At 30.5% G+C, this 21,218-nt stretch carries 19 protein-coding genes and 1 other RNA gene; 17 read left to right on the top strand and 3 right to left on the bottom strand.

Going from position 1 to position 21,218, the window contains the following annotated elements; all coding sequences use genetic code 11:
- Positions 1 to 34: 34 nt before the first annotated feature.
- Genes zwf through AEBR_RS11925 form a run of 5 tightly spaced genes read left to right on the top strand, consistent with a single transcriptional unit; the run spans position 35 to position 5,904 of the window.
- Positions 35 to 1,498 (top strand): glucose-6-phosphate dehydrogenase, encoded by a 1,464-nt coding sequence (gene zwf / locus AEBR_RS11945; protein ID WP_129086769.1) that lies wholly within the window; start codon positions 35 to 37, stop codon positions 1,496 to 1,498.
- A complete protein-coding gene (pgl, locus tag AEBR_RS11940; RefSeq protein WP_228712158.1) occupies positions 1,470 to 2,183 on the top strand; it encodes a 6-phosphogluconolactonase in 714 nt (237 codons plus the stop codon). Before zwf ends, pgl begins: the two co-directional genes overlap by 29 nt.
- Positions 2,180 to 4,000, top strand: a complete 1,821-nt coding sequence (gene edd / locus AEBR_RS11935) for a phosphogluconate dehydratase (protein ID WP_129086767.1) — start codon at positions 2,180 to 2,182, stop codon at positions 3,998 to 4,000. Before pgl ends, edd begins: the two co-directional genes overlap by 4 nt.
- On the top strand, positions 3,997 to 4,623 hold the full coding sequence (eda, locus tag AEBR_RS11930; RefSeq protein WP_129086766.1) for a bifunctional 4-hydroxy-2-oxoglutarate aldolase/2-dehydro-3-deoxy-phosphogluconate aldolase: 627 nt from the start codon (positions 3,997 to 3,999) through the stop codon (positions 4,621 to 4,623). The genes edd and eda overlap by 4 nt, the downstream gene beginning before the upstream one ends.
- 15 nt (positions 4,624 to 4,638) lie before the next feature.
- Complete coding sequence (locus AEBR_RS11925; RefSeq protein WP_129086765.1) at positions 4,639 to 5,904, top strand: glucose-6-phosphate isomerase; 1,266 nt, start codon at positions 4,639 to 4,641, stop codon at positions 5,902 to 5,904.
- 20 nt (positions 5,905 to 5,924) lie between these two features.
- Here AEBR_RS11925 and AEBR_RS11920 read toward each other — a convergent pair whose 3' ends face one another.
- Positions 5,925 to 6,596, bottom strand: coding sequence for a sensor histidine kinase (locus AEBR_RS11920; protein WP_129086764.1), 672 nt, complete (start codon positions 6,594 to 6,596; stop codon positions 5,925 to 5,927).
- A 729-nt stretch (positions 6,597 to 7,325) separates the two neighbouring features.
- On the opposite strand from AEBR_RS11920, the gene AEBR_RS11915 reads away from it, so the two are divergent.
- Entirely contained in the window at positions 7,326 to 8,012 is a 687-nt protein-coding gene (locus tag AEBR_RS11915; protein WP_172658902.1) for a SatD family protein, read from the top strand.
- A 154-nt stretch (positions 8,013 to 8,166) separates the two neighbouring features.
- Complete coding sequence (locus tag AEBR_RS11910) at positions 8,167 to 8,607, top strand: hypothetical protein (protein WP_129086762.1); 441 nt, start codon at positions 8,167 to 8,169, stop codon at positions 8,605 to 8,607.
- A gap of 247 nt (positions 8,608 to 8,854) precedes the next feature.
- On the opposite strand, the gene ssrA is transcribed toward AEBR_RS11910, so the two are convergent.
- Positions 8,855 to 9,251, bottom strand: a transfer-messenger RNA (tmRNA) gene (ssrA, locus tag AEBR_RS11905).
- Between the two features lie 167 nt (positions 9,252 to 9,418).
- Here ssrA and AEBR_RS11900 point away from each other — a divergent pair.
- The 5 genes from AEBR_RS11900 (at position 9,419) to ppk2 (AEBR_RS11880) (ending at position 14,320) form a co-directional block, all read left to right on the top strand.
- Positions 9,419 to 10,615 (top strand): saccharopine dehydrogenase family protein, encoded by a 1,197-nt coding sequence (locus AEBR_RS11900; protein WP_129086761.1) that lies wholly within the window; start codon positions 9,419 to 9,421, stop codon positions 10,613 to 10,615.
- 338 nt (positions 10,616 to 10,953) lie between these two features.
- Entirely contained in the window at positions 10,954 to 11,121 is a 168-nt protein-coding gene (gene rd, locus AEBR_RS11895) for a rubredoxin (RefSeq protein WP_129086760.1), read from the top strand.
- A complete protein-coding gene (nspC, locus tag AEBR_RS11890) occupies positions 11,111 to 12,253 on the top strand; it encodes a carboxynorspermidine decarboxylase (RefSeq protein ID WP_129086759.1) in 1,143 nt (380 codons plus the stop codon). Before rd ends, nspC begins: the two co-directional genes overlap by 11 nt.
- A gap of 15 nt (positions 12,254 to 12,268) precedes the next feature.
- A complete protein-coding gene (ppk2, locus tag AEBR_RS11885; protein ID WP_129086837.1) occupies positions 12,269 to 13,192 on the top strand; it encodes a polyphosphate kinase 2 in 924 nt (307 codons plus the stop codon).
- 6 nt (positions 13,193 to 13,198) lie between these two features.
- Positions 13,199 to 14,320 carry a polyphosphate kinase 2 gene (gene ppk2, locus AEBR_RS11880; RefSeq protein WP_129086758.1) on the top strand — a complete coding sequence of 374 codons (1,122 nt, stop codon included), beginning with the start codon at positions 13,199 to 13,201 and terminating at the stop codon, positions 14,318 to 14,320.
- Positions 14,321 to 14,322: 2 nt separating this feature from the next.
- Here the strand turns inward: ppk2 (AEBR_RS11880) and AEBR_RS11875 are convergent, their stop codons facing one another.
- Positions 14,323 to 16,002, bottom strand: a complete 1,680-nt coding sequence (locus AEBR_RS11875; RefSeq protein ID WP_164969459.1) for a VWA domain-containing protein — start codon at positions 16,000 to 16,002, stop codon at positions 14,323 to 14,325.
- Positions 16,003 to 16,148: 146 nt separating this feature from the next.
- Here AEBR_RS11875 and tig point away from each other — a divergent pair, with 146 nt between their 5' ends.
- From tig to era, 5 genes are all read left to right on the top strand, one after another.
- Positions 16,149 to 17,450 (top strand): trigger factor, encoded by a 1,302-nt coding sequence (gene tig, locus AEBR_RS11870; RefSeq protein ID WP_129086756.1) that lies wholly within the window; start codon positions 16,149 to 16,151, stop codon positions 17,448 to 17,450.
- A 15-nt stretch (positions 17,451 to 17,465) separates the two neighbouring features.
- Positions 17,466 to 18,050: an ATP-dependent Clp endopeptidase proteolytic subunit ClpP gene (gene clpP / locus AEBR_RS11865; protein ID WP_128978840.1), complete on the top strand. Its 585-nt coding sequence runs from the start codon at positions 17,466 to 17,468 to the stop codon at positions 18,048 to 18,050.
- An 8-nt stretch (positions 18,051 to 18,058) separates the two neighbouring features.
- Positions 18,059 to 18,574, top strand: coding sequence for a peptide deformylase (gene def, locus AEBR_RS11860; RefSeq protein ID WP_128978842.1), 516 nt, complete (start codon positions 18,059 to 18,061; stop codon positions 18,572 to 18,574).
- Between the two features lie 87 nt (positions 18,575 to 18,661).
- On the top strand, positions 18,662 to 20,161 hold the full coding sequence (locus tag AEBR_RS11855; protein WP_129086755.1) for a YifB family Mg chelatase-like AAA ATPase: 1,500 nt from the start codon (positions 18,662 to 18,664) through the stop codon (positions 20,159 to 20,161).
- A gap of 51 nt (positions 20,162 to 20,212) precedes the next feature.
- Complete coding sequence (gene era, locus AEBR_RS11850; protein ID WP_129086754.1) at positions 20,213 to 21,097, top strand: GTPase Era; 885 nt, start codon at positions 20,213 to 20,215, stop codon at positions 21,095 to 21,097.
- Positions 21,098 to 21,218: the final 121 nt, after the last annotated feature.

Below are 21,218 nucleotides of genomic sequence, written 5' to 3'. Positions count from 1 at the left end.
CCCTATAATCATCTAAAGAAATAAGGTGATAAAGATGAGTGCAAAAAACAATTTATGTGATTTTATTCTGTTTGGTGGTCATGGGGATTTAGCCTTTAGAAAGTTAATGCCTGCTTTATATCACCTTTGCAAAGATGGATATTTAGGAGAGAATAGTAGAGTTATTACTGTTTCAAGAAGAGATATCTCAAATGAAGAGCATATCTCTTTAGTAAAAGAGAAACTAATAGAATTTTTGCCTACTAAAAGTTTCAATGAAGATGACTTTTCTAGATTTGAAAAAAAACTAACTTTGGTAACTGTTGATTTTGCCCAAAATCAAGGGTATGAAAAACTTCAAAAACTTCTTGATGAATACGATGATAGAGATAGGGTAAATTATCTTTCAACTTCACCAAAATTTTTTGGAGATATTTGCCAACAACTTTTTGAATACAATCTAATAAATGAAAATTCAAGGGTTGTTTTAGAAAAACCTTTAGGGAAAGATTTGAAATCTTCTCAAGCAATAAATCAAAGAGTATTGGAGTATTTCAAAGAGGATCAAATCTATAGAATTGACCACTACTTGGGTAAAGATACAGTTCAAAATATTATGGCTTTGAGATTTTCAAATAGACTTTTTATGCATTTATGGAGTTCAAATCATATTGACCATGTACAAATTACAGTTGCGGAGAGTGTTGGAGCTGAGGGAAGATGGGATTATTATAATGAGTATGGAGCTCTAAGGGATATGATACAAAACCATCTTATGCAACTTCTTTGTTTAATAGCTATGGAGCCACCATGTTCTCTTGATGCAAATGATACAAGGGATGAAAAAGTAAAAGTTTTAAAAACTTTAAGACCTATTACTCCTGCTGAAATTGCAACTAAAACGGTAAGAGCTCAATATACAGCTGGTTCATCTATGGGTGAGTTGGTTTCTGGATATTTAGATGGTGAAGTAAAACAAAGCAATACTGAAACCTATGCCGCAATGAGAGTAGATATTGATAATTGGAGATGGAATGGAGTTCCTTTTTATATAAGAAGTGGGAAAAGGATGCAAAAAAGAAACTCTGAAATTGTAATCCAGTTTAAAACTATGCCTCACTCAATTTTTGAAAAGAGCAACTGCTGTTCTATTGCTGACAATAAATTGGTAATTAAACTTCAACCTGAAGAGAGTATTGAACTTAGGCTTATGAATAAAATTCCAGGGCTTAGTGAAACAATGCAACTTCAAGAGGTAAATTTAGAACTTAATGCTCCCCACACAGACAAAAGAAAACCAGATGCCTATGAGAGACTTATTTTAGATGTAATTAGAGCAAATCCAACACTATTTATGAGACTTGATGAGGTGGAAGCAGCTTGGAAATGGGCTGACCCTATTTTAGAAGGTTGGGAGAGTAATTTGGTTCCAATGAAAAAATATACAGCAGGAAGTGATGGACCAACAGCAGCAGTACAGATGATTGCCCATGATGGAAGAAGTTGGAATGATGAATAATTTTAAAAAATTTCCTTCAAAGGAGCAGTTAACAGATGAATTAGCCTCTCATATTGCTTTGATTTTACAAGAAGCAATTGATGAAAAAGGTAAAACTTCTCTTCTTTTATCAGGAGGAAATACTCCCAAAGAATTTTTTAAGAAGCTTTCAACTTTTGATATTCCTTGGGAGAGTGTTTATATTGGATTAGTAGATGAAAGATGGGTTCCAAAGGAGCATAAAGATAGTAATGAATTACTTGTAAAAGAGTATTTGATGCAAAACAATGCTTCAAAAGCAAATTTTGTGGGAATGTATATTAATGACAAAGAGCCAAATGAGTGTGAAATAGTTTGTTCAGATAAGTACAAAAAGATGCTTTATCCTTTTGATTTAGTTGTTTTGGGTATGGGTGCAGATTCCCATACTGCTTCCCTCTTTCCAAATAATAAAAAACTAAAAGAGGCTTATGATTTAGAAAACAACAGTTTATGTATAGCAATAACACCAAATGATGCACCCCATAAAAGAATGAGTCTAACATTAGGTGCAATTTTAAGTGCTAAAAATATTATCCTTCATATTGAGGGAAAAGAGAAGTTAAAGGTTTATGAAGAGGCTTCAAAGTCAAATGATATATTAAAAAATCCAATCAGTGCAGTACTAAACAACACTGATTCTGAGGTAGAGGTATATTACGCATGAATAGAGTAGTTGAAAATGTAACAAACAGGGTTATTGAACGTTCAAAAAGTAGTAGAGAGATTTACCTAAATAGAGTAAGTGAAGCAAAAAAGAGTGGAACAAATAGACAAAGGGTAGGTTGCAGTAATTTAGCCCATGCAATTGCTCCTCTAAGAAGCAGCGAAAAAAAATTTATGACAGCAATGCAAGCTCCAAATATTGCAATTGTAACAGCATACAATGATATGTTATCTGCCCATGAACCTTATAGTGTTTATCCCTCTTTATTAAAAAGAACACTTTTGGATAATGGAGCAACTGCACAAGTTGCAGGTGGAGTTCCAGCTATGTGTGATGGGGTTACCCAATCACAAACAGGTATGGAGCTGTCTTTGTTTAGTAGAGATAATATTGCAATGGGTACAGCAATTGCCCTTTCACATAATGTTTATGATGGAGCTTTTTATTTAGGCGTTTGCGATAAAATTGTGCCTGGATTATTAATAGGAGCTCTGACTTTTGGTCATCTTCCTGGTATTTTTGTTCCAGCTGGCCCTATGCCTTCAGGTATTTCAAACTCTCAAAAAGCAAAAATTAGACAAGAGTATGCTCTTGGGAAAATTGGGAAAGATAAGCTTTTAGAGGCTGAATCAGCTTCATACCATAGTAGTGGAACTTGCACTTTTTATGGAACAGCAAACTCAAATCAAATGCTTTTGGAGATGATGGGTTTACAACTTCCAAATAGCTCTTTTGTTAATACAAATACTCCTTTAAGAGATGCTTTAACCCAAGAAGCTGCAAAAAGAGTTTTAAGTTTAGTTGAAAAGAAGATAAGTATTGCAGATATTATAGATGAGAAGAGTTTTATAAATGCAATTATAGGTCTTATGGCAACTGGTGGTTCTAGTAACCATACCATTCATCTAATAGCCATGGCAAAGGCTGCTGGAATAGTTCTAACTTGGGATGATTTTGATGATCTTTCAAAGGTTATTCCATTATTATGTAAAATGTATCCAAATGGAAGTGCAGATGTAAATCATTTCAGAGAAGCTGGTGGAATGAGTGTGGTTATTTCACAGCTTTTAAATAGTGGTTTAGTTCATAATGACATTGAAACAATAGTTGGTAAAGGTTTAGGAAACTTTATAGTTGAACCAAAACTAAGAGGTAGTTATCTTCTTTTTGAAGATGGAGCTAAAACATCAAGAGATGAAGAGGTTGTCTCAAGTGTAGAGAAACCTTTTTCAAGTGAGGGTGGACTTAAACTCTTAAAAGGAAATATTGGAAGAAGTATTATAAAAACATCAGCTCTAAAAGAGGAACAGATGTTTATAGAAGCTCCTGCTCTTGTTTTTGAATCACAAGAACAACTTCAAAAAGAGTTCAAAGAGGGAAAACTTGAAAAAGATTTTATAGCAGTTGTACGATTTCAAGGTCCAAAAGCAAATGGGATGCCAGAACTTCATGGACTTATGCCACCACTTGGAGCTTTGCAAGATAAAGGTTATAAAGTAGCAATATTAACAGATGGAAGAATGTCAGGAGCTTCGGGGAAAGTTCCTTCTGCTATTCATTTAGTTCCAGAGGCTTCAAATGGTGGAGTAATAGCAAAAATAAAAAGTGGGGATAAAATTAGATTTGATATAAAAAACTCTGAAGTTACTCTTTTGGTGGAAGAAGAGGAGTTAAATAGAAGAGAGCTTTTAAATTTAGATTTGTCAAAAAATAGATATGGGGTTGGAAGAGAACTCTTTTCAACAATTAGAGCCAATATTTCAAGTGCGGAAGAGGGTGGTTCAATCTTTGATTTAGTAGGTAAGGAGAGAGGATGAATGCAAGAGATATAATGGAGATTTCTCCTATTGTTCCAGTAATTGCGCTAGAAGATGAAAAAGATGCTCTACCTTTGGCAAAGGCTTTACAAAAGGGTGGAGTAAATATTATGGAGATAACTCTTAGAACACCAGCTGGTCTTAAAGCCATTGAAATAGTATCAAAAGAGCTTCCATCTATGAATGTTGGAGCAGGAACAGTTTGCAATGAAGAGGATTTGATAAAAGCAAAAAAAGCTGGGGCTAAATTTGTTTTCTCTCCAGGAATTTCTCAAGAGTTAATTAATGCTTCAAAAAAAGAGGAGATTACTCTTATTCCAGGTGTTGCAACAGCAAGTGAAGTTATGCTTGCTCAAAATAATAATATCTTTTACTGCAAACTTTTCCCTGCAACGCTAAGTGGTGGTGTTGAGATATTAAAAGCTTTTGCAGGACCTTTCCCAAAAATGAACTTTTGCCCAACAGGTGGAGTTAATTTAAATAATTTAAATGATTTTTTAATATTAAAGAATGTACTATGTGTAGGTGGAACATGGTTTGTTCCAAAAGATGAGATAATAATAAATAACTTTGAAGAGATAACATCTCTTTGCAAAGAAGCTATAAACAGCATTAAAGTTTAAAGAAGGGGAAATTCAATGCTAGATTTTGAACACAAGTTTGATGCAAAAATAGGGAAAAAAGCTAAAGAGAGTATAAAAAAGAGTTTTTCGGCACTGCAAAAGGAGAGGAGCTCTGGTAAGATAGGATATTACAATCTTCCTGAAAATGGTTTCTCTTTACTTGAAGAGGTTGAAAAGTATAAAAAAACAAATGAGTATTTAAAAGAGAACTTAATAAAAGATATTGTTGTTATTGGTATTGGTGGTTCTTCATTGGGTACAAAAGCAGTTTATGAGCTACTAAAAGATCAAACCAAAACAGATAAAAAGCTATATTTCCTTGAAAATGTAGATCCACTTGATATTACAAGAACACTAAAAAAAATAAATAAAAATAGAGCTATGTTTATAGTGATTTCAAAGTCTGGTTCAACTATTGAAACAACTTCTATTTTTAAATATATTATGGAAAAATATAAACTCTCTTTCAAAAGTAAAAGTGATATGCAAAGGGTTGTAGCTATTACAGATAATGGTTCAGCTTTATCAATGCTTGCTGAAAAAAATAGTATAAAACAGTTTAATATTCCACTAAATGTTGGAGGTAGATTTTCAGTACTTTCAGCTGTTGGGATAGTGCCTTTAGCTTTAGCAAATTTTGATGTAAATAGTCTTTTAAAAGGGGCAATGGCTTATGTAAACTCTTTTTTTGAAGGAAAAGAGAACAGACTTTTAGAGAAGGCATATTTTTATTCAAAAGTTGCAAAACAGTATCCAATAAATGTAATGTTTACTTATTCAACGCTTTTTACTTATTTTAACCAATGGTATGTGCAACTTTGGGCAGAGTCATTGGGGAAAATTGATAAAATTGGAAATAGTGTAGGACTTACACCTATTCATTTAATAGGTTCAGTTGATCAACACTCATTTTTACAGCTAATAATTCAAGGACCAAAAAATAAAACAGTTACAGTTATAAAAATAGAGGATTTTAAAAAGCCTATAAAAGTGCCAAAATTGAATCTAGACTTTTTAGATAAAGTTGATTATATAAACGGACATAAATTCAACACTCTTCTAAATGCAGAGTGTGACGCAACCTATGAAACTATTATTGATGAAAATATTCCTGCTGATTGTATAACATTAGATAAAATCACACCAGAAAATATTGGAAGTTTGATTTTGTATTATGAACTACTAACTTCAGCTGTTGGTCAATTTTTTGAAATAAATACTTATGACCAACCAGGTGTAGAGTTTGGGAAAGTTAAATTGGTTAAGAAGTTTACAAAATAGGGAGAATCCCTATCTTGTAATTAAAGTTTTGGAAGAGTTATTTCAAAGATAGTTGTACCATTCTCTTTTGAATCAAACTCAATTGAACCTTGTAAGAAATCAACTAAGTTTTTTATTACAAATAGTCCCAATCCTTGAGTCTTTTGAATTCTTATAACTCTATCATTTGACTGGTAAAATTTGTCAAAGATTTTATTTGAAATCTCATTTTTTATACCTCTGCCATCATTTTTTACAATAAATTTGAAGTTGTCATGTCCTTCAAAAAGTACAACATGAATTGTTGTGTTATTGTATGAAAACTCTATTGCATTTGCAATAAGATTTACTAAAATTGTGTAAAGCATCTTTAGATCAGAAGAGAACTCATTGCTTTTATGACTATCAATTTCAATCTTTATTTGTCTAATTTTTGTAAGATGTAATATATCATCTAAGACTTTATTAATCAATCTATCAAAATCAACACTGTTTCTTTTTAACTCTAACTTTGAGTGATCAATTTGCTCTAAATATGAGATATTATTTATTTGAAAATTAATATTATCTATTTCAATTTTTATCTCTTCACCAATTGCATTGATTGTCTCTTTACAATTTGTTATTTGCAATCTTTTTGCACTATTTAAAATGTAGTCTAATGGCGAAGTCAATTGCTCTTTTGCCAACTCTAAATATGTTTTATTACTCATTATAAATCCTTTTATAAGATATTTTGAAAGTATAAAAGAAGAGAGTATTTTAATAGTAATAAAAAATATTTATAATATTTACTTTTGAAGATACTTTTTGGTTATTTTTAATTTATTTATCCTATAAATGGTTGTTTTAAAGGGCTTTAAATAGTATTATTTTTTATATAAAATTTGTATATTTTTTAAAAAAAGATTTATTTTTTTGTAAAATAAGACAAAAAAGGTATGATTTTTCTTTTTTGAATAATTTTTTTGTGTTTTTAGGGATTATTTTAAATGGTTTTTCATGTTTTTTTGTGCACACTTTGTGTTGCACAAGTTCTCTTGTACTCTTTTGCAAAGCGTAGCGCTTAATACTTTTTTATAGAAAAAAGTATTGCCTGTGCTTGCACTCTTTTTGAGAAAAACTACCAACGGCTTCACTATTTGCTAAAGCAAATCCCCTCAAAAATATAAAAATATTTATTGCGTTGAGGAACTCATAATAAAAAGAGAATTTGTCTCTTTTTATTATTCAAACACTCCTCACGCTTATCATAAATACTTTTATATTTTTTCGGCAGTTGCAGAGGTTGGAAAGAAGAATGAAGGTTCAATTGCACATTAAAACATGCAAAAGTATAAATTGCACATTAAAAGATGCAAAAGTGTAAATTGCATATTAAAACATGCAATATTAAGATTATATATTGTATTATTTTATAATCTAAAGATTAGTGAGATAAAATGAGTAGATACTTTATATTAATGGGTGACATAAAAAATAGTAGAAAATTTGATTCAAATGAATTGTCAAAAATTATGATAGATATTATTTCTAATTCACAGAAAAAATTTGAAAATAGTACTCTTTCAAAATTAGAAGTTAAAGTTGGAGATGATTTTCAAGTTGTAATGAAAGATATTAAGACTCTTTTACAGATGCTTTTTTATTTAGATATCTCATTTTTATCAAAAAATATAGAGTGCCGTTTTGCGTTGGGTTATGGAACTATTTCTGGAGAAATAAATAAAAATGACCACTCTAGAATGTTGGGCTCAGGATTAACAAATATAAATGAAATTTTAGATAAAAAAGAAAAAAAATACAGCTTTTATATTGAAGATGAAATTTATAAAACTATATTGCTAAATAGTATAGGAACTCTTTTGGAAGATTGTTTATCAAACTTAACAGATAAACAAAAAGATTTTTTATATTATAAAGTTGTTCAAAATAAAAATTTAAAAGAGATAGAAGAGTTAATGCATATAAAACAAAGAGCAGTATATTATTTTGCCGAGAGATCTAAATATATTTTAGTGACAAATATATTTGAGCATATAGAATTATCATTTGAAAATGACACTAAAAAATTAGAAAAGACCTATTTTAAAGATTTAAATCTAGAGAGAGGAAATAGTATTGAATAAATCATCTATATTTATTTTTTTATCAATTGTTATATTTACTCTTGTATCTAAATGTTTTGATATCGGTTTAAATAGATTTTTTTCTATTATTTTTCTATTTTCTACAAGTTTAGTGTTATTGTATTGTGTCAATGACTTTATAGAAAATATAATATTGAAAATAAAAACTAATACAAGTTCAGAAAAATCTGAAAATCAAACAAAAATAAAGAAAATAATAACTAACAACTCTACATCTACTGAGACAATCATAGAAGAGATTATTGAAACAGTTAAACCATTAGATAAAAATAGTGATATAGAAGTAGATAACAATTCTAGAATTATAGGTTTTATTGAAAGAATATTATATTTTATAGGGGTAGTATCTCAAAATTGGACGTTAATATCTATTGTTATTGTGTTTAAAACTATTGCTAGATATAAAGAGATAGATAAACAAATCAAGGCTGAATATTTTTTAATAGGTTCGATGTTAAGTTTATTGTTTGCAATTGTGATTTCAATGGTATTTATAGCTTTTGATAAAATTAATAATTTAGGTATTGTAGATTATATTCTTAGTTCAGTTACTCACAATCCAAAAGGAAGTTAAATTTTTTTCATACTTTATAGAGTAATGACCTCTTTTACTAAAAGCTAAAGCTTGTAGATTCTCTTGCTCTCTCTTCGAGAGTAGCGCTTTATTACTTTTTGACACCAAAAAGTAATAAGCGTGTGCACAATAGAGATTATAAAACCATAGGTTTTATTGTTGAAATCTTTGAAAAAAATGCAAGATTATTTGTGCCACTCTCAGTGAGCACAATCCTATTAAAAGTTTTTGTAATTTTTCTGAAATATGGTGGAGGTGTCCGGGATTGAACCGGAGTCTTAAAACAATTACTACCAGCGTCTACATGTTTAGAGGAGTTGTAAAATTTCACTTTCTAGCAGCACAACTCGCAAGGCAACTAAAAAGCTAAGATTTAAAATGTCTCAAAAAAGGTCAATCAATCCTTTTAAGATAATCTATCTGGGTGAATCCACTATAATCAGCATAGATAGAATCTACTGAGTGAACCTCCGAGGTCTCAAGCCGTTAGGCGAGTCCTATAAGTTGTTAAACTTACGCAGCTTTTGCGTAAGCTGGAGCGTAATTTGTATTGTTTGCGTCTAAAAAAAATGAGCCGCGTAACGGCATGCTCAGGCCGACATGCAACTGATCCTCACTGCTCTAATCGATACCAAGTCACCCCCAGTGTGAAGACAGGTGCGAATTATATCAAAAGAAAAATTGTTTTTCAAGTGTTTTTATTGGAAGCCATTTTCAAGTGGTTACAAATTAGAGACACAAGTAGTAACAAAATTTACCACTTTTTTACAAAACTAATCTTATAATATTGATATTTTTATTGGAGATTTTAATGGATAAAAAAGGTATTTTAATAATCGGTGCGGGTGGAGTAAGTAGAGTTGCCACAGTTAAGTGTGCTATGAATATTGATACATTCGAAAAAATAACACTAGCTTCTAGAACTTTATCAAAGTGCGAAGCAATCGCTGCAGATATTAAAAAGAACCAAGGTGTTGAGATTGGTGTTGCACAAGTTGACGCAGACAGCGTGGATAGTTTAGTAGAGTTAATCAACAAACTTAATCCAAAAGTTGTTTTAAATGTGGCACTTCCGTATCAAGATTTAACAATTATGGATGCTTGTACAAAATGTAAAGTTGATTATGTGGATACTGCAAACTATGAGCACCCAGATGAAGCTAAATTTGAGTACAAACTTCAATGGGCTAGGGATGAACAGTTTGAAGAAGCTGGAATTAAAGCACTTTTAGGAAGTGGTTTTGACCCAGGTGTTACAGGAGTTTATTGTGCTTATGCTCAACAAAATCTATTTGATGAGATTCATTATATAGACATTATGGATTGTAATGCAGGTGACCATGGATACCCTTTTGCAACAAACTTTAATCCAGAAATCAACTTAAGAGAAGTATCTGCAAATGGTAGATACTGGGAAGATGGAAAATGGATTGAGACTAAACCATTGGAAATAAGAGTTGAGCATGATTATCCAGAAGTTGGAGTAAAACCTTCATATTTACTATACCATGAAGAGTTAGAGTCATTATCAAAAAATATTAAAGGACTAAAAAGAATTAGATTCTTTATGACTTTTGGTGATTCTTATATCCAACATATGAACTGCCTACAAAATGTGGGAATGTTGGGAATTGAACCAGTAATGCACAAAGGTGTAGAGATTATTCCAATTGAGTTTTTAACTACACTTTTACCAGATCCTGCAAGCTTGGGTCCTAGAACAGTTGGTAAAACAAATATTGGTTGTATTATTGAAGGTTTAAAAGATGGTAAAAAGAAAAAAATCTACATCTATAATGTTTGTGACCATCAAGAGTGTTATAAAGAGACAGGAGCTCAAGCAGTTAGTTATACTACAGGAGTTCCTGCAATGATTGGAACAAAAATGCTTTATAAAGGTATTTGGGATGGTAAGGGAGTATTCAATATAGAAGAGTTTGATGCTAAACCATTTATGGATGAGTTGATGACTCAGGGGCTTCCTTGGAAAATATTAGAGCTAGAATAGTTCTATTTTGTAAATTCTTCGTTTACAAAAAATTTTATTGAGAGTCATTTACTTTTATGTAAACTCCTCTCAAAAAATTTTTCAAGCCTTGAATTTGCTAAAATATAACTATTCTACAGTTTTAATGTGGAATAGTTAATAGTTTGATAGCTTCGCTATTTTGTTGAAAGAAATTATAGAAGAAGTGGATTCCTTTAAAATGGGAACCATTTATTAAGAACAACTAGTTGTTCTCTTTAGAGTTTGTTTCTTTAAAGATAGCTTCGCTATTTTGTTGAAAGAAATTATAAAAGAAGTGGATTCCTTTAAAAGTGGTTTCCACTTTTAAAGGAGTATTCATGCAAAAATATATCTGTACGATTTGTGATTATATATATGATCCAGCATTAGGTGATGAAGATAGTGGAATTGAGCCAGGAACACCATTTGAAGATTTACCAGAGGATTGGTCATGTCCAGATTGTGGTGTAGGAAAAGAAGATTTTGAGCCATATGATGAAGAGTAATACGGTAAAGAGTGTAGAAGAGCTTCCAAGTCCTGCTTTTGTTTGTGAAGTTGAACTTTTAAAAAAGAATTTAGAGCTTCTTAAAAGAGTTCAAGATGAGACAGGGGTAAATATTCTTTTAGCTTTAAAAGGTTTTGCACTTTGGTCAACTTTTGATATTTGTAAAGACTTTCTAAAAGGGTGTTGTGCAAGTGGTTTACATGAAGCTCTTTTAGCAAAAGAAGAGTTCAAAAAAGAGGTTCATACTTACTCTCCAGCTTTTAAAGATGAAGAGATAGATGAGATTATAGAGATTTCAAACCATGTGGTATTTAACTCTTTTAATCAACTAAATAGATATAGAGAAAAAGCAAAAGGTAAAACATCTATAGGACTTAGGGTAAATCCAGAGTACTCTTCTGTTGAAGTTGATCTTTATAACCCTTGTGGTGCTTTTTCAAGACTTGGAATTACAAAAGAGAATTTCCAAGAAGATAATCTTGCAGATGTTGATGGTCTTCATTTTCATGCACTTTGCGAACAAAATGTTGATGCACTTCAAGGGGCTTTAAAAAACTTTGAAGAGAGATTTGGAGATCTTTTAGCTCAAATGAAATGGGTGAACTTTGGTGGAGGACACCATATTACAAGGGCTGACTATGATGTTGAAGGTTTAATCTCTCTTTTAAAAGATTTTAAAAGTAGATATCCTCATTTAGAAGTATATATGGAGCCAGGTGAAGCAGTGGGCTGGAAAACAGGTTACTTAGTGGCTACTGTGTTAGATATTATTAAAAATCAAATGCCAATAGCCATCTTAGATACTTCAGCTGAAGCACATATGCCAGATACTTTAGCAATGCCTTATAGAGCAGAGATAAGAAATACTAATATTCCAGGTGTAAAACTACACACTTATAGATTAGGTGGGAATACTTGTCTTGCTGGTGATATTATCGGAGATTATTCATTTGATGAACCTTTAAAAGTAGGCGATAAAATTATTTTAGAAGATATGATACATTATACAATGGTAAAGACTACTACTTTTAATGGAATTAAGTTACCATCTATTGTATTAAAACTAAACGAAGAGTGTTACCAAATTGTAAAAGATTTTGGATATAATGACTACAAATCTAGACTTTCATAAAGGATTCTTGCGATGATGGGACAAGATAGAGCTATCATAAAGAGTGAATTTGACGATGGTGAAGAGATAGATACTCACGAAGATGAGATCCATACACCAAAAAACTATGCAAGAGAGAGAAAAATCCTTCAAGAGAAAGGTAAAAAAGTTCAAATTTGGGTAAAAAAAGAGACTCTTGAGTATGAAAGAGAGTTGACACTACTTCAAATTGAACTTTTGAAATTTCAAAACCATGTAAAGGACCAAGGTCTTAAGGTTTTGATGCTTTTTGAAGGAAGAGATGCAGCAGGTAAAGGTGGTACAATTAAAAGAATCACTGAACATCTAAATCCCAGAGGTGCAAGGGTAGTTGCTCTAGAAAAACCTAGTGATGTGGAAAAAACCCAGTGGTATTTTCAAAGATATACTGAGCATCTTCCAAGTGCGGGCGAGATAGTTTTGTTTGATAGAAGTTGGTACAATAGAGCAGGGGTTGAACCTGTTATGGGATTTTGTACCTCAGAAGAACACCATGAGTTTTTAAGAGAAGTTCCTGAGTTTGAAAACATGTTAGTCAAATCGGGAATAATTTTGCTTAAATACTATTTTTCTGTCTCAAAAAAAGAGCAAGCTAGAAGATTTAAAAAAAGAGAAATTGATCCATTAAAACAGTATAAATTATCTCCTGTTGATAAAGAATCACAAACACTATGGGATAAATATACTATTGCAAAGTTTTCGATGCTTATGTCATCAAATACTGAACCTGCACCTTGGATAATTATCAAAAGTGATAATAAAAAAAGTGCAAGATTGAACTGCATTAGACATATTCTTTCTCAAGTTGAGTACCCAAACAAAGAGATGGGACATGAGATGAAAATAGATAGAACTATTTTGTGTACGGGAAAAGAAGAATTAGCAAATATGGAACAAAAAAATAAATTTGAAAAGGCCTAAGAGAAAATGAATTTAAGTGATTTTGAAAAAACAAATTATAGTGGATTGTATATATCAAAAGCTGCACATCCTGCATTTGGTAAAAAATATATTGCAAGATTTCAATATGATAAAAAAAGATATGTTAAAGTTTTGGGATATACAAAAAAAGATAATTTGACAAAAAAAGCTGCATTGACTCTGTTGCAAAAGTTTAGAGACTCTATTGTAAATACTCCTGAGGAAGAGATTCCAACACAAAAGCTAAAAAATAGTTCGCCTATAGATGTGGAAAAAAATCAAAAACTTATGGAGGAGAATAAAGCACTAAAATCAATTTTAGGTGATTTTAAAGATGTTGATCCTCAAGTTCTAAAAGATGGTATTCAAAAAATATATGATTTAGAAGAGTTAAAACAGTATCAAATTGAGCTTATTAAACTTCAAAACTATCTTGAAGCACAAAACTTAAGAATGATTATTCTTTTTGAAGGTAGAGATGCTTCAGGAAAAGGTGGAGCAATTAGACGAATCACTAGATATATGAATAACAAACACTATAGAGTTGTTGCTCTTGGTAAACCAACAGATACACAAAAAAATCAGTGGTTTTTTCAAAGATATATCCAACATTTCCCAACAGGTGGAGAGATAGTTTTGTTTGATAGAAGCTGGTATAACAGAGCTATGGTAGAGCCAATCTTTGGATTTTGTACAAAAGAAGAGTATGAAATTTTTATGGAAGATGTTGTAAATTTTGAACAAGATTTAGTTAGACAAGGAATGATTCTAATTAAACTATATTTCTCTGTTTCAAAAGATGAACAAAAAAGAAGATTTGATAGAAGAATAAATGACCCATTAAGACAATGGAAATTTTCAGAAGTTGATATGCAAGCACAAGACTTGTGGGCAGAATTCTCTGAAAAAAAATATGAAATGTTAAGAAGAACTTCTTCAAGAGCAGCACCTTGGCATGTTGTAAGAAGTGATGACAAACATCTAGCAAGACTTGAAGCTATGAAGATTATTCTTAACTCTGTTGATTATGATGGAAGAAATTATGCTCTTAATTTTGAAGCTGATGAAAATATAAATATTTCAGTTCAAAAAGAGCTAATGCAGATGAGAAAATCTCAAAATTACTAATTCTACCAAGGAGTTGAAGAGTTATCTTCACTCTTTGTCTCAACCTTTTTTAATAGTACAGGAGTCTTTTGTTTTTGAAGCTCTTCTAACCATTTTTTCTCTTCCAAATCACTTATTTTTTTTGGTTCTTTTGCAGTTTGCTCTAAATTCTCTTTTTGAGTTTTATTTATTTGTTGATTTTTATTAGACTCTTTCTCTTTATCTTCTTTGTTTTTTTGTTCTTTATTGCTATTTTGTTTATTCTCTTTTTGCTCTTGTGAATCTTTGTTCTGTTTTTGAGAGTCTTTGTTCTGCTCTTGTTCTTTGTTTTTATCATCTTTGTTATTTTGATTTTCAGGTTTGTTTTGTTTATTCTCTTTTTTGTTCAAAGCCTCTTCTACTTTTTTTAAGTTCTCTTTGGTCTCTTTATCTTCTTTGATTTTTAAAGCATTTTCATACATCTTTTTTGCATTTTGTAAATCATTTAATTTAACATAAGTGTTACCTAGATTGTGAAGTTTTTTATACTCTAATTCTTTATTTGAACTAACTACCTCTTTATATGTTTTTAAAGCCTTGTCATATTCATTGTTTTTATAGTAAGAGTTTGCTAAATTATATTTTGCTTCTGGAGTTTTAGCAATTTTTTCATACTCCTTTATGGCATTTTTATAATCTTTATTTTCATAATACTTATTTGCTTTTTCAATATTTTTAAAATCAAACTCAAAAGCTTTGCTCTGTTGTGTGAAATTTGCAAGAAGGAAAAAGGTTAAAAGAGTTTTCAAAGATCTTCTTTTTAAATTTGGAAGAGAAGAAAAAGCAATAAAAAGTATAAAAATTGCAAAAGCCAAAGGATAATAAAAAAGTTCAGTATAGGTCTTGAATTTTTTTGATTCTAACTCTTTTTTTGAAGATTTTGCGTCTATATCAGCTAATATTTGTTTTATATCATCATTAGAGTTTGAAGACTCAATATAACCCCCATTGGTACTAAGACTTAAATTTTTTATATTTTCATTTAAAGTTACAGTTATAATTGAACCATCCTCTTTTGTTAAAAAATTTCCATCTTCAAGTTTTATTGGTGCTGGTTTTTTTGTTCCTATAGCTATAGTATAGATATTAATACTATTTTGTTTTGCATACTCTATCTCTTTTTCATAAGATTGATTATTTCCACCATCTGTTAACAAAATCAGATTTTTGTTTTTATAATCTTTTAAAAGTTTATTTGTTGTCTCTAAAGCTGAAAAAATATTTGAACCATTGTCAAAATTTAATCCTGTATTTAAGTTTTCAACTAAGATTTTCAGGGAGTTAAAATCTTGAGTGACAGGGGATAATATAAAAGAGTTTTTCCCAAAAAGAGTTACAGCTAGGGCATTTTTCTTTGAGAGTTCTATTAGATTTAATAGTTTTTGTTTTGCGAAGGCTAATCTGTTTGGATATACATCAGTTGCAAGCATTGATTTTGATACATCAATTGCCACAACAATAGAAGCAACTTCTTGTTTAAAGCTTTGCTCTTTTTCATTCATAACAGGTCTTGCTAAAGCTATAGTCATTAAAATAAGAGTGATAAATAATAATATATTTCTTGTTGTTTTATTCATATTTTTATTTGAAATAGAGAGTTTAATTAGGCTCTCTTTAGAAAAGAATTTTTGAAATCTATCTTTATTTGTAACAATTAAAAACATTAAAAGGAAGATTGGAATCAACATTAAAAAAAGGACATTGGGGTATAGAAATTGCACAGTGATTTACTCTCTTATTTTATATAATTGGTATTTTATTAAAAGTTAGATAAAATCACGACTAAATTAAAGAAATCGGAGTAGAGTTAATGGAATTTAACGCAAAAAGAGTTGATGAGGCAAATGCCGTTATTACTTCAACAATCTCTGCGGAAGCAGTAGAAAAGAGTATAGATAAAATAGCTAACAAAGCTGCTAAAACTATGGATGTTCAAGGTTTTAGAAAAGGTAAAGTTCCTGTAGCTGTTGTAAAACAAAGATACGGAAGTAAACTAAGAGAAGATGCTGAAGGTGAAGCTTTAAGAGAGGTTTTAAACCAAGGATTAAAAGAACTTGATATCAAAAATGAAGATTTAGTTGGTGAACCTGGTGTAACTAAATTCGATAGAAAAGAAGATGGTTCTATTGATGTTGAGATTCAAATTGCTTCTAAACCTAATATTGATTTAGGTGACTATAAAGCACTTGTTCCTGCTGTTGAAGATAAAGCTGTTGATGCAAAAGAGATTGATGCTAGAATTGAAGAGATGGCAAAACACTCTGCACCATTAGAAAAAATCAAAAGAAAAAGAATGGTAAAAGAGGGTGACTTCGCTGTTATCGATTTTGAAGGTTTTGTTGATGGTGTAGCATTTGAAGGTGGTAAAGCTGAGAAATATCCATTAGAGATTGGTTCAGGTTCATTTATTCCAGGATTTGAAGAGCAAATCATTGGTATGAAATATGAAGAACAAAAAGATGTAGTTGTTACATTCCCTGAAGCTTATCAACAAAAAACATTAGCTGGAAAAGAGGCTGTATTTAAAGTTACACTTCATGAGATCCAAGAGAAATCTGCTGGTGAAATAAATGATGATTTTGCTAAAAAAATGCTTCCAGGGGAAGAGAATGCTACAGTTGAAACACTAAAAGCAAAAATTGAAGAGCAAATGAAACTAGAAGCAAAAGCTGCATACTATAGAGATGAGTTAAAACCTGCTTATTTAGATAAACTTGTAAATGAGTTAAAATTTGCACTTCCTACAACTATAGTTGATCAAGAGATTAACTTTGCTCTTAACAACAAAGTTAGAACTATGACAGAAGAAGAGATTAAAGCTTTACAAGAGGATGCTTCTAAAGTTGAGTCTATGAGAGAAGAGTTAAGAGAAGATGCTGAAAATTCAGTAAAAGCTACATTTATTGTAGATGCTTTAGCAAAAGCAGAAGGTGTAGAGGTAAGTGACCAAGAAGTAACTCAAGTAATCTACTATGAGGCACTACAAACTGGACAAAATCCACAAAATGTATTAAAAAAATACCAAGAAGCTGGATATTTACCTGCTATTAAAATGTCAATGATTGAAGAGAAAGTAATTACTAAATTATTAGACGAAAAATTAGGAAAATAAACCTTAGGATAGAAAATGAGTTATATACCATATGTAGTTGAAAAAAGTGGAAGAGGTGAGAGAAGTTACGATATCTACTCTAGACTTCTTAAAGATAGAATTATTATGTTAAGTGGAGAGGTAAATGATGCTGTTGCGTCATCTATTGTTGCACAGCTACTGTTTTTAGAGGCTGAAGATCCAGATAAAGACATCTATTTATATATCAACTCTCCAGGTGGAGTAATTACAAGTGGTATGTCAATTTATGATACTATGAACTATATCAAACCAGATGTTTGTACTATTTGTATAGGTCAAGCTGCATCTATGGGGGCATTTTTATTATCTTCTGGAGTAAAAGGTAAAAGATACTCTTTACCAAACTCTAGAATTATGATTCACCAACCATTAGGTGGTGCTCAAGGTCAAGCAACAGATATTCAGATTCAAGCAAAAGAGATTCAAAGAATGAAAGATACTTTGAATCATATTTTATCAGAGCAAACTGGACAACCTTTGGAAGTATTAGAAAAAGATACAGATAGAGATAACTTCATGAGTGCTGAACAAGCAAAAGCTTATGGTCTGATTGATGAAGTAATAACAAGTCATAAATAAAGATAAATATGATTAGAGAAGTAATAACATATCCAAACAAACTACTTAGAACAAAATCTAAAGATGTGGAGAAGTTCGATGAAGAACTTCACACACTTTTAGATGATATGTATGAAACAATGATTGCTCAAAGTGGAGTAGGACTTGCTGCAATTCAAGTTGCTGTTCCCCTTAATGCTTTGGTTATTAATATTCCTAATGAAGAGGATATTCAAGATAAAGCAGAATTAATTGAAGCAATTAATCCAGTAATTACTCACAAAGATGGAGAACAAGTCTTTGTAGAAGGGTGCTTAAGTGTTCCTGGCTATAATGATGAAGTTAAAAGAGCTGAACATATAATTGTTGAGTATTTTAATAGAGACGGTGAAAAACAGAAAATGGAGTGTGAAGGATTTTTAGCAGTTGCTTGGCAACATGAAATGGATCACTTAGAAGGACACCTATTTATTGAAAATTTGTCAATTATAAAAAGAAAAAAATTTGAAAAAGAGTGGAAAAAGAAGTTAAAAGCAAATAAATAACTTCCTTTTTTTGCAATAAAAATCAACACTAAATAATAATATTAATTATATTTCTTATATAATTTTAAAAAAGTATAAGAAGTTAATATGAAAATTGTTAAATCTGCAACCTTAAATGAGATTGAGGCATGTGAAGTTAATGTGGAAGTAACTTTCACAAAAGGACTTCCTAGTTTTACTATTGTGGGGATGATCTCTACTGCAATAAATGAGTCAAAAGACCGTGTTAAATCGGCACTTCTAACAAATGAGTTTAATTTTCCACCCAAAAAAATTACAGTTAATTTATCCCCTAGTGAGATAAAAAAGAGTGGTACCCACTTTGATTTGCCAATTGCTCTTTTAATCTCCTTATATGATGAAAAGAGTGTAAGTTTTAAAGATTTTCATATCTTTGGTGAGCTCTCATTAAATGGGGAGATAAAAGATAGTAGTGCAATTTTTCCTATAATTTTATCTTTAACAAAAACAAATAAGATTAAAAATGTTGTTGTGTGTGAAGAGAGTGCAAAAAAAATTTCAAAGATTCCAAATATAAATATCTATAAAGTAAAAAATTTGAAAGATGCAATAGAGTTCTTTAAAAGTAGTGATAAAAGTAGGTTTTTGTACGAAAGGGAAAATTTTATTCACAATAAAATTACCATAAATGGTATTGATTATTTCTATATGAATGAGTATTTAGAGGATTTTAACGATATAAAAGGTCAGCAAAGTGCAAAAAGAGCAGCTCAAATAGCAGCAGCTGGAAATCACAATATAATTTTAGTTGGAAGTCCTGGTTGTGGAAAAACAATGATAGCCAAAAGGTTACCATATATTATGGCACCTATGAGTTTAGAAGAGATATTGGAAATAGCAAAAATGCAAGCTTTGGAGTTAAAAGAACCAGACTTTAAACCAATAAGGGCAAGACGTTCTCCCCATTGTAGTAGCTCTAAGGTCTCAATCTTAGGTGGAAATAGTTTAGGAGAGATTGCATTAGCAAACAATGGCTTACTATTCTTTGATGAGTTGCCACATTTTAGCTCTTCCATATTAGAAGCTCTAAGGGAACCTTTACAGGATAATAGACTTTTAGTTAGTAGAGCAAATTCAAAGGTAAGGTATGAAACCAAGTTTTTATTTGTGGGAGCCATGAATCCTTGTCCTTGTGGAATGTCAATGTCAAAAGATAATTCTTGCAGATGCAATGAACTTGAGATAAAAAGATATAAAAGTAGATTATCAGAACCTTTTCTTGATAGAATAGATTTGCATGTGCAAATGAGTGAAAGTAATATGAAAGATGAAGCAAAACAGAGTTCTAAGCAGATACATGAAAGTGTTATAAAGGCTTTTAAAATGCAAATACAAAGAGGACAAAAAGAGCTAAATGGTAAATTAAGTGATGAAGAGATTAATAAATTTTGTTTTGTAAAAGAGGAGGACAAAGAGATACTAGAAAAAGCAACAAAAAATTTGAATCTCTCTTTTAGAAGCATAAATAATATTTTAAAAGTTTCAAGAACAATTGCAGATTTGGAAAGTAGTGAAAAAATACAGAGAGAACATTTGATGGAGGCTTTAAGCTTTAGAAGAAGATAAGCAGTTACATTTTGATATAATATCTACTTAAAATGTTTTTGAAGGAAATAGATGAGTAAATGTGGATATGTTTCAGTCGTAGGAAGACCCAATGCAGGTAAAAGTTCACTACTAAATTGGTTGGTTGGTGAAAAAATTGCAATGGTTTCTCATAAAGCAAATGCAACTAGAAAAAGATCAAATATAATTGTAATGCATAATGATGATCAAATAATTTTTGTTGATACACCAGGACTTCATGAAACTGAAAAACTATTAAATCAATTTATGCTTGATGAAGCACTAAAGGCAATGGGTGATTGTGATTTAATTTTATTTTTAGCACCAATTACAGATAAATTAAGTCATTATGAGAGTTTTTTAGAAAAAAAGAAAAAAGATATAAAACATATTCTGCTTTTAACAAAAATTGATAATGTAACAAATAATGAAGTTTTAGAGAAAATGAAAGAGTATGAAAAATATTCTAATGAATATGAAGCTGTAATTCCAGTTTCAATAAAAAAACAGACTACCCATGCACATATACTTGACAGTGTAGTTAAACTTCTTCCAGAACATCCATATTTATATGATCCAGAGATTTTGACAACAGAACACTTAAGAGATATCTTTAAAGAGTTTATTAGAGAGTCTATTTTTGAGAATATCTCTGATGAGATTCCTTATGAAACAGATGTTTTAATAAATAAAGTTGAAGAGAAAAATGATTTGGATGTAATAAAAGCAACAATTATTGTTCAAAAAGGTACTCAAAAAGGGATGATAATAGGAAAAGGTGCAACAGCATTAAAAAGAATAGGAAAAGATGCCAGAATCAAAATAGAGAAACTTACTGGTAGAAAATGCTACTTAGAGCTTTTTGTCTCTGTAAAAAAGGGTTGGACAAAGAGTAAGCAAGGACTTAAAGATTTAGGATATGACGTAAATTTATAAAATAATATAAAATATTATATATTTAATATATTTACAAAGAATAAAATAATAGAATACATTATTAAACCAAAATAAGGTATTTATTATTTTAGTAGTTGAAATTGATTCAAATGAAGAGATT

The sequence above is a fragment of the Halarcobacter ebronensis genome, from assembly GCF_013201825.1.
Classification (GTDB): domain Bacteria; phylum Campylobacterota; class Campylobacteria; order Campylobacterales; family Arcobacteraceae; genus Halarcobacter; species Halarcobacter ebronensis.
The sequence above is the reverse complement of the archived record's forward strand: the minus strand, read 5'-3'. Positions and strand labels throughout refer to the sequence as shown.